At 44.3% G+C, this 9,513-nt stretch carries 7 protein-coding genes and 1 pseudogene; 1 reads left to right on the top strand and 7 read right to left on the bottom strand.

Features of this window, described 5'->3' with window-relative positions; translation table 11 throughout:
- Nucleotides 1–285: pseudogene (locus AC1DSB_RS09035) on the top strand (hypothetical protein); the annotation flags it as partial.
- Between the two features lie 431 nt (nt 286–716).
- Here AC1DSB_RS09035 and purD read toward each other — a convergent pair.
- The 7 genes from purD to purQ all read right to left on the bottom strand — a co-directional run.
- A complete protein-coding gene (purD, locus tag AC1DSB_RS09030; protein WP_477531613.1) occupies nt 717–1,973 on the bottom strand; it encodes a phosphoribosylamine--glycine ligase in 1,257 nt (418 codons plus the stop codon).
- Nucleotides 1,974–1,988: 15 nt separating this feature from the next.
- Complete coding sequence (purH, locus tag AC1DSB_RS09025; RefSeq protein WP_477531614.1) at nt 1,989–3,524, bottom strand: bifunctional phosphoribosylaminoimidazolecarboxamide formyltransferase/IMP cyclohydrolase; 1,536 nt, start codon at nt 3,522–3,524, stop codon at nt 1,989–1,991.
- Nucleotides 3,525–3,624: 100 nt separating this feature from the next.
- Nucleotides 3,625–4,197, bottom strand: a complete 573-nt coding sequence (purN, locus tag AC1DSB_RS09020; protein WP_477586517.1) for a phosphoribosylglycinamide formyltransferase — start codon at nt 4,195–4,197, stop codon at nt 3,625–3,627.
- Nucleotides 4,187–5,251, bottom strand: coding sequence for a phosphoribosylformylglycinamidine cyclo-ligase (gene purM / locus AC1DSB_RS09015; RefSeq protein WP_477531615.1), 1,065 nt, complete (start codon nt 5,249–5,251; stop codon nt 4,187–4,189). Before purM ends, purN begins: the two co-directional genes overlap by 11 nt.
- 12 nt (nt 5,252–5,263) lie before the next feature.
- Entirely contained in the window at nt 5,264–6,685 is a 1,422-nt protein-coding gene (purF, locus tag AC1DSB_RS09010) for an amidophosphoribosyltransferase (protein ID WP_477586515.1), read from the bottom strand.
- Entirely contained in the window at nt 6,661–8,892 is a 2,232-nt protein-coding gene (gene purL, locus AC1DSB_RS09005) for a phosphoribosylformylglycinamidine synthase subunit PurL (RefSeq protein WP_477531617.1), read from the bottom strand. The genes purF and purL overlap by 25 nt, the downstream gene beginning before the upstream one ends.
- Nucleotides 8,876–9,513, bottom strand: a 638-nt coding sequence (gene purQ / locus AC1DSB_RS09000; RefSeq protein ID WP_477586513.1) for a phosphoribosylformylglycinamidine synthase subunit PurQ, incomplete at its 5' end; no start/stop codon positions are given. The genes purQ and purL, both read right to left, overlap by 17 nt.

Genomic DNA, 9,513 nt, shown 5'->3' with positions numbered 1-9,513 from the left:
AGTCAAGCTATGTCGGGACAAACAACATCTGGTGCTGGTGCAAAAGCTGGTTCTGGTTCTGGTGCTGGTGCTGCCGTTGGAAACATGGTGAAGGACCTTGCCAGTCAAGCTGTGTCGGGACAAACAACATCTGGTGCTGGTGCAAAAGCTGCTTCTGGCACTGGTGCTACTAATGGAGCTRCCGTTGGAACAAAGGTGAAGGACCTTGCTAGTCAAGCTATGTCGGGACAAACAACATCTGGTGCTGGTGCAAAAGCTGSTTCTGGATCTTCCGAAAATAAATAAAGGATTTTTCTGGGTAAGGCATGTCGCCGGTGACGAATTGAGGTAGTAAGTGAAAGTTTATTCCTCTTCGCTAGTAGGTTATACACTTTGGCGGAATATTTATTCCCTACTGTTTATTCCCCTTCGCGGTCACTATATTCCCTCTCGTAGTGTGTTTATTCCCTTTCACCCAATTTAATGGCAAAAAGAATATCCTTAAGTTTATGAACAATACGGTGCCAAGCACAAGAAAACATTTAGACAAGCTCAAAATGCATAACTGCATTTTGGGCTTTTTTTATGTTATACACTTTACCGTAACATGCGGTGCAGATATTCAGCCGCTCGTATGAAGATGAAAAAAATATAATGTCTTGGCATCTCATGTATTGAAACATGCCACTCACAAAAAAAAGGTTATCCTCAAATGACTTGAGGATAACCTTTTCCGATTATTTCAACGCACGCCAACCAATGTCGTTTCGATAGAAAAATCCATCCCACTTCAATTCAGAAAAAGCGTCATACACTTGTTTTTGAGCATTAGCCAGAGAGTCTGATTTCGCTGCGACCAAAATTACGCGGCCCCCATTGCCAACGAAGCGACCATTCACTTCTTTCGTGCCCGCATGGAAGATCTGTAAATTTTGATTAAGCTTTTCTAAGTCAGGCAGTGTCGCCCCTTTTTCAACCATTTCAGGATAACCATCTGCGGCTACTACTACACCAAGCATCTCTTCATTCGACCATTCCAATTCATATGGTTTTTCATCGAAAAGTGCGTTCATGAATTCACCGAAATCTGAAGCCATACGTGGTAACACGACTTGTGTTTCTGGATCACCAAAACGAGCATTGAACTCAATGACTTTCGGTCCATCCTCAGTCAAGATTAACCCGGCATAGAGAATACCAGTAAAAGGTGTTCCTTCCGTTGCCATCGCTTCAACAGTAGGTGCCACAATCGCTTCAAATGCTTCCTGAACGATAAGCTCCGAAATGTGAGGGACAGGTGAATAAGCTCCCATACCGCCAGTATTCGGTCCACGGTCACCGTCATACGCACGCTTGTGATCTTGGGCGATGACCATCGGGTAAATCTGGCCGTTATGAACAAAAGACATATATGAGAACTCTTCCCCATCGAGGAATTCCTCAATGACCACGCGAGATGATGAATCACCAAACTTTTGGTTACCAATCATGTCTTCCACGGAATTAAGTGCTTCCTCCACAGTCATGGCAACAACCACACCTTTACCTGCAGCGAGTCCATCCGCTTTTACCACAATTGGTGCACCCATTTTCTCGATATAGGCTTTGGCTTCTTTGACGTCTGTGAACGTTTCGTAAGCCGCAGTTGGAATACCATATTTCTTCATTAGTTCTTTGGCAAAAGATTTACTACCTTCGATTTGTGATGCCGCTTTCGTAGGCCCGAATATACGCAGACCTTCTGCCACGAAACGATCGACTATTCCAGCAGCCAGCGGTTGTTCAGGTCCCACAAACGTAAGATCGATAGCATTTTCCTGAACGAAAGCAACCAGCATATCAAATTCAAGTGCTTCGATTGCCACACAGGTCCCATCTTCTCTCATGCCATCATTACCTGGTGCAACGAACACTTCAGTTACAGATGGAGAGTTGTTGAATTGACGTACAATAGCGTGTTCACGCCCACCACTACCAATAACGAGTACTTTCATTAAGTTCTCCTCCTCTTAGTGTTTGAAATGACGTACGCCTGTAAACACCATAGCAATTCCGTATTCATTTGCTTTCGCAATTGAATCTTCGTCTTTTACAGATCCACCTGGTTGAATAATGGCGGTGATTCCTGCTTTAGCAGCTGTTTCAACGGTATCATTCATAGGGAAAAAGGCATCTGAAGCAAGTGATGCACCTTGTGCTTTTTCTGCCGCTTGCTCTAACGCAATCTTAGCAGCACCGACACGATTCATTTGCCCAGCACCAACGCCAAGCGTCATTTGTGCATCCGTGACAACAATCGCATTGGATTTCACGTGTTTTACAACACTCCATCCGAGCTTCAGTGCAGCCCATTCTTCTTCCGTAGGTTCACGGTCCGTTACGACACGGACGTCCGCTTGTGCAAAACCATGAGCATCAGGTTCTTGCATCAACAAGCCACCCTCGATAGAAACGGTATTCCATTTATCCTTTTTGTTTTGTTCAAAAGGAATTGTTAGTAGACGGATATTTTTCTTTTTCGTCAAAATCTCCAAAGCCTTATCAGAGTAGGAAGGAGCAAGGATGATTTCAAGGAAGATACCTGAAAGTTGTTCCGCCGTTTCGGTATCCACTTCGCGATTTAAGGCAACAATGCCACCAAAAATGGACATACTGTCCGCTTCGTATGCTTTGCCAAATGCTTCAGAAATGGTTTCACCAACTCCGACACCACATGGATTCATGTGTTTGACAGCGACAGCAGCCGGCAGCTCAAATTCTTTAACGATTTGAATGGCTGCATTGGCATCCTGGATATTGTTGTAGGAAAGTTCTTTCCCGTGCAGTTGCTGTGCAGAAGCGATTGAGAAATCCGATCCTAGTGCACGTTGGTAGAACGCTGCTTTTTGATGTGGATTTTCTCCATAACGAAGCGGTTGTTTCAATTCATATGTAAAGGTAACTTGTTCGGGAAATTCTTCACCTGCAAGGTCAGTTAAATAACCTGAGATGTACGCATCATAAGAAGCAGTATGACGGAAAACTTTTGCTGCCAGACGACGACGCGTTTCAATCGTAGTTTTGCCTGCTGCTTTCAATTCTTCCAAAACAGCAGGATAGTCCGCTGCATCTGTAATGACAGTTACATAAGCATGGTTTTTCGCAGACGCACGCAACATTGCTGGTCCACCGATATCAATGTTCTCAATCGCATCGTCAGCTGTCACATCCGGTTTTGAGATCGTTTCACGGAAAGGATATAAGTTTACACAAACAACCTCGATTGGCTCGATGCCATGTTCATTCATTTGTGCTTGATGGTCGGCATCATCATGCTTGGCAAGAAGGCCTCCGTGAATCATAGGATTAAGCGTCTTCACACGACCACCCAATATTTCAGGGAATCTCGTTACTTGATCGACAGGTGTAATGGCTACTCCATTTTCCTGCAAATACGCTTTTGTTCCACCGGTTGATAGAATTTCATACCCTAACGTCTCTAGTTCTTTTGCGAACTCAAGAATTCCTGATTTATCTGATACACTGATAAGCGCACGTTTTGTCATAGAAAATCCTCCTAATTTGGAAAAGCGTAAAGTGCCACTCTAGCGCTGCACCGGCGCTGGAAGAAAGGTCCCATTTTCTGAAGCTTAATCCTGTGGCCTTCTACCGGCTAAATAATTGATGCAACGTTTTTGTATAGAGTTCATGTTCGACCGCATGTATAAGTTGTTCTGTTTTCTCACGGTCACCCTCTACTACTTCAACCGCTTGTTGCGACAGAATTGGACCCGTGTCCATCCCTGCATCTACATAATGTACGGTCACGCCRGTTACTTTGACGCCATGTACCAAAGCTTGACCGATGGCATCTTTGCCAGGAAATGAAGGCAATAGTGAAGGATGGATGTTGACGATGCGGTTCGTAAAGGCATTCAGCAATGTATCGCCGATTAAACGCATATAACCAGCCAACACCAACCATTCTACCTGAAGCTCCTTCAGTTCCTRTAAGATGGCTTCTTCATATTCAACTTTCGACCCAAAATCTGACGGTCGGAAAGCCACAACGTTTACACCAGCTGTTTTAGCTCGTTCCACCACAAAAGCTTGTGGCTTATCTGTAACGACAGCCACGATGTCAGCATGTAACTGGCCAGCTCTTGCTGCGTCCACGATGACTTGAAAATTACTTCCACTGCCGGAAGCAAAAATCGCCWCCTTTGGCTTACTGTTCATCGTTCAGGCTCCCGTCATGAGTTCCATTAAATTGAACACCTTCACCTGCTACGACACGACCAATCACGTACGCATTTTCACCGTTTTCTACTGATAGTCGAATGGCTTGTTGCGCTTGTTCTTCAGGAAGAGCAATGACGAAACCAATGCCCATATTGAAAACATTATACAAATCACGGTCTTCCAGAGACCCTTTTTCTTTCAACATTGAAAACACCGGTAATACTGGCCATGAGCCCAGTTTGATTTCGACACCAAGACCTGCGGGCATCATGCGGGGCAGGTTTTCATAAAAACCTCCACCTGTTACGTGTGCCATGCCGTGCACGTCCAGCTGTTCATGAATGGCAAGAACCGGTTTAGTATAAATTTTTGTCGGTTTTAATAATGCTTTCCCAATACGGCCCAAATGTTCGTAGCCTGCAACTAAGGAATCTATTTCATACCCTTGATCGGCAAAGACAATTTTACGCACTAGTGAAAAACCATTTGAATGGATACCACTGCTAGCAAGTCCAACAAGGACATCACCCGTTTGAATCTTTTCACCTGTTACGATATTTGATTTCTCAGCTACCCCTACGGCAAACCCAGCAACATCGTACTCATCTTCTTCATAAAGACCAGGCATTTCCGCTGTTTCTCCACCGATAAGTGCGGCTCCAGCTTGCACACAACCATCTGCTACACCTTTGACAATTTGCTCAATCTTTTCAGGCTTTGCTTGTCCAACAGCTAAATAATCTAGGAAAAATAAAGGTTCGGCACCTTGAGCCACGATATCATTGACACACATTGCCACGCAATCGATGCCGATTGTATCGTGTTGATCGGTCATAAACGCCAATTTCAATTTAGTCCCTACGCCATCTGTGCCCGAGATTAAAACAGGTTCTTTGTAGTCGAGTGATGACAGGTCAAACATCCCACCGAAACCACCGAATGCCCCCATTATGCCTTTACGAGCTGTACGATCCACATGAGATTTCATTCGCTTTACAGCCTCGTAACCCGCTTCAATACTTACGCCAGCTTGTTCATATGCCTTTGACATCCATGTTGCCTCCTATCGAGCCAATTCTTTTTGGTGCGGTAAAATGGTATCTGGGAATATTTCAGTCGGATAATTCCCTGTAAAGCAAGCAAGACAATGTCCAGCTTCAGGCCCTTCATCCGTTCTTCCGATTGCACGAACCATTCCTTCAACTGACAGGAAAGTAAGTGAATCTGCCCCAATCAATTCTCTTATTTCTTCAATGCTATTGTTGGATGCAATTAGTTCTTCAGTAGAACTCGTATCTATCCCGTAGAAACATGGATTTTTAATAGGCGGAGAACTAATGACAACATGCACTTCCGTTGCTCCCGCTTCTTTTAACATCGTTACAATACGTCTAGATGTCGTACCACGGACGATTGAATCATCGACCATAACAACACGCTTGCCGTTTACCACTTGGCGAACTGGCGACAGCTTCATTTTCACACCGCGTTCACGCAAGTCCTGTGAAGGTTGGATGAAAGTACGACCGACATATCTATTTTTGATCAATCCTAATTCATACGGAATTCCCGTAACTTCAGAAAATCCGATTGCTGCCGAAATACTCGAGTCAGGTACACCTGTTACAACATCTGCATCAATTTGTATTTCTTTTGCCAGTTCTTTCCCTAAACGCTTACGTGCCATATGAACGTTAATGCCATCTATATCCGAATCGGGACGTGAGAAGTAAACGTACTCCATTGTACAAATCGAGCGTTTTGCAGGGAATGCAAAGCGTTCAACACGTAATCCTTCGTTATTGATAATCAAAAACTCACCTGGTTCCACAGAACGGATACATTCGGCACCAATGATATCGAATGCACAAGTTTCCGAAGCAACTACCCAGGCATCACCCAGTTTTCCTAAAGACAATGGACGCAAACCGTTTGGATCGTTTGCGACAATCATCTCGTCTTCCGTCATCATGACGARGGCAAAAGCACCTTTAAGTAGGGATAATGCATTCTTCGCACGTTTTTCAAACGTCGAATAGCCACTTTTTTTAATTAAATGAGCCAATACTTCTGTATCTGAAGAGGTCTGGAAGATGCTTCCCTGACGCTCTAAGTGTTGTTTTAAATGGTTCGCATTTACGAGATTGCCATTATGGGCAATCGCAAGACTGCCAGTTGTCGAGCGGAATAAAAGAGGTTGCACATTTTCAATACCTCCACCGCCTGCAGTTGCATAACGTACATGTCCTACCGCACCATAGCCTTGCAAATGATCAAGCTTGCCTGCACTGAATACTTCATTAACAAGCCCTTCTCCTTTGACTGCTTGAAGCGAATGACCATCCGTTACGACAATCCCCGCTCCTTCCTGTCCACGATGTTGAAGTGCATGCAATCCGTAATACGCAATCTGTGCTGCATTTGGGTCACCCCAAATTCCAAAAACGCCACACTCTTCGTTTAATCCTCTGAGTTCAGCAAGCATGGAATTGCTCCTTTCCAAGCAGATCGGAATTCCTCAACAGTTCCTGACATCCACTCTTCGCCATGTTCATTACGAATGATGACGGACGTATCTGATGTAACCGTTCCAATGTTCACTGCATCTTTTACGATTTCTTCGAACGCTGCCGCATGTTGTGGTTTCACTGTCACGATGAAGCGAGATTGTGATTCACTGAATAAAGCAGTGGTAGCCGAACCTGAAATAGTTACGTCCACACCAAGGTTTTGTACTCCGAAAGTTTTTTCAGCCAATGCAACGGCGAAGCCACCTTCTGCAATATCGTGAGCTGATGCCACAAAGCCTGATTGAATTGCTTGCAACAAAGCGTTTTGACGAGTTACTTCCACATCTAAATCAATTGAAGGTGCTTGGCCAAAAATACGACCTTCCACCATTTTTTGAAGTTCACTGCCACCAAACTCAGTCATCGTTTCACCGATCATGTAAACCAAGTCACCAGCTTCTTTCACATCTTGTGTTGTTACATGTGATAAATCTTCAACTAATCCAACCAAGCCGATCGTAGGTGTTGGATAAACAGCTACTCCACTGCGCTCGTTGTAAAGTGATACGTTACCGCCGATAACAGGAGACTCAAGTGCCAAACACGCCGCAGCCATCCCATCAGCCGATTTCTCCAATTGCCAGAAAATCTCTGGTTTTTCTGGATTTCCGAAGTTTAGACAATCCGTAATCGCCAAAGGTTTAGCTCCTGAACAAACAACGTTACGTGCCGCTTCCGCAACCGCGATTTTCCCGCCAGTTTCCGGATCTAGATAAATGTAGCGTGAGTTACAGTCTGTCGTCATCGCAAGTCCTTTGTTTGTTCCTCGAACTCGAACGACCGCTGCATCCGAACCTGGTGCAACTACTGTACTCGTACGTACTTGATAATCGTATTGATCATAAACCCATTCCTTCGAAGCAATGGTTGGTTGTTTCAATAAGTTAATTAGCGTTTCTTTATAGTCTGCGACTTGAGGTTCTGCGTTTTCCATCGCTTGATATTCTGTGTAATAAGCAGGCACACTTGATGGTTTATGATAAACCGGTGCTTCTTCTGCCAACGCATCTGCCGGGACGTCTGCTACGACTTCACCTTTATGAAGCAAACGAAGCATTTTATCGTCTGTTACCTGTCCGACAGCGACTGCATCCAAATCATATTTTTCAAAGAGCTCCACGATTTCCGCTTCGCGTCCTTTTTTCACGACAATCAACATACGTTCCTGTGATTCTGACAACATCATTTCGTAAGCTGTCATTCCTGATTCACGTTGAGGAATTAAATCCAGATTCATTTCTACACCGAAGCCAGCTTTGGAAGCCATTTCAGCTGATGAAGAAGTTAATCCTGCAGCACCCATGTCTTGAATTCCTACAAGGGCGTCAGATTTTACAAGCTCCAAACACGCTTCAAGTAAAAGCTTTTCCATGAAAGGGTCGCCTACTTGAACGGCCGGACGTTTTTCTTCAGAAGTTTCACTTAACTCTTCCGATGCGAATGTCGCTCCATGAATTCCGTCTCGACCTGTTTTTGCCCCTACATACATAACGGTATTGCCAACACCAGAAGCGACACCTTTTTGAATATCTTCATGATTGATCAATCCCACACACATGGCGTTTACCAATGGGTTTCCTGCATAGCAGTCGTCAAACTGAACTTCTCCACCTACTGTCGGGATGCCGATGCAGTTCCCGTAGCCTGCAATTCCTGCAACCACTTCTTCAAACAAATAACGAACGCGTGGACTTGTCAATTCCCCAAAGCGCAATGAGTTCAGCATCGCAATCGGACGGGCTCCCATTGAGAAAACGTCACGGATGATTCCGCCAACACCAGTTGCCGCTCCTTGGAAAGGCTCGATAGCAGATGGATGATTATGTGATTCCATTTTGAAAACCACAGCTTGTCCATCCCCGATATCCACGATTCCAGCTCCTTCACCAGGACCTTGAAGTACGCGAGGACCAGTTGTTGGGAACTTACGTAAGATTGGTTTCGAGTTTTTATAAGAACAATGCTCCGACCACATAACTGAAAACAATCCAGTTTCCGTATAGTTCGGTTGACGTCCTAAAATGTTTTCGACCATCTCAAACTCTGAATCGGATAAACCCATTTGAGCATATAGTTTCTGTTCTTTAATTTGCTGAGGATTTGGTTCAAGCATGACTGACATGAGATTCCCTCCACTGTTTAACGATAGATTTGAATAACGCTAATCCGTCTGTACCACCAATTAGTTCGTGCACTGCACGCTCTGGATGTGGCATCATACCCAAGACATTACCTCGTTCGTTGATTATCCCTGCAATGTCTTCAACACTGCCATTTGGATTGTCGTTCGTATAAGTGAAAACAATTTGATTGTTTGCTTTTAATGAAGCAAGTGTTTCTTCATCACAACTATAGTTTCCTTCGCCGTGCGCGATTGGAACTTGAATCACTTGGTCTTTTGCATATTCAGCTGTAAACATGGTGTTGTTATTGACGACTGTCAAATCAACGGTACGACACATAAACTTCAAGTTTTTATTGCGTAGCAAAGCGCCAGGAAGTAAACCCGCTTCAGTTAAAATCTGGAATCCATTACAAATACCAAGAACTGGTTTACCAGCATCAGCTGCTTTTTTCACTTCACTCATAACGTTAGAGAACTGAGCAATTGCACCACATCGCAAGTAATCTCCATAAGAGAATCCACCTGGTAGTAAAATGCCGTCATAACCACTTAAATCTTTCGTATCGTGCCACACATATTCAGCTTCTTCACCAAGCTCGTCTTTAATTGCATGGTACA

The organism is Paenisporosarcina sp. P4_E4_2 (genome assembly GCF_056401595.1).
This window is presented reverse-complemented; position numbering and strand designations above follow the sequence as displayed.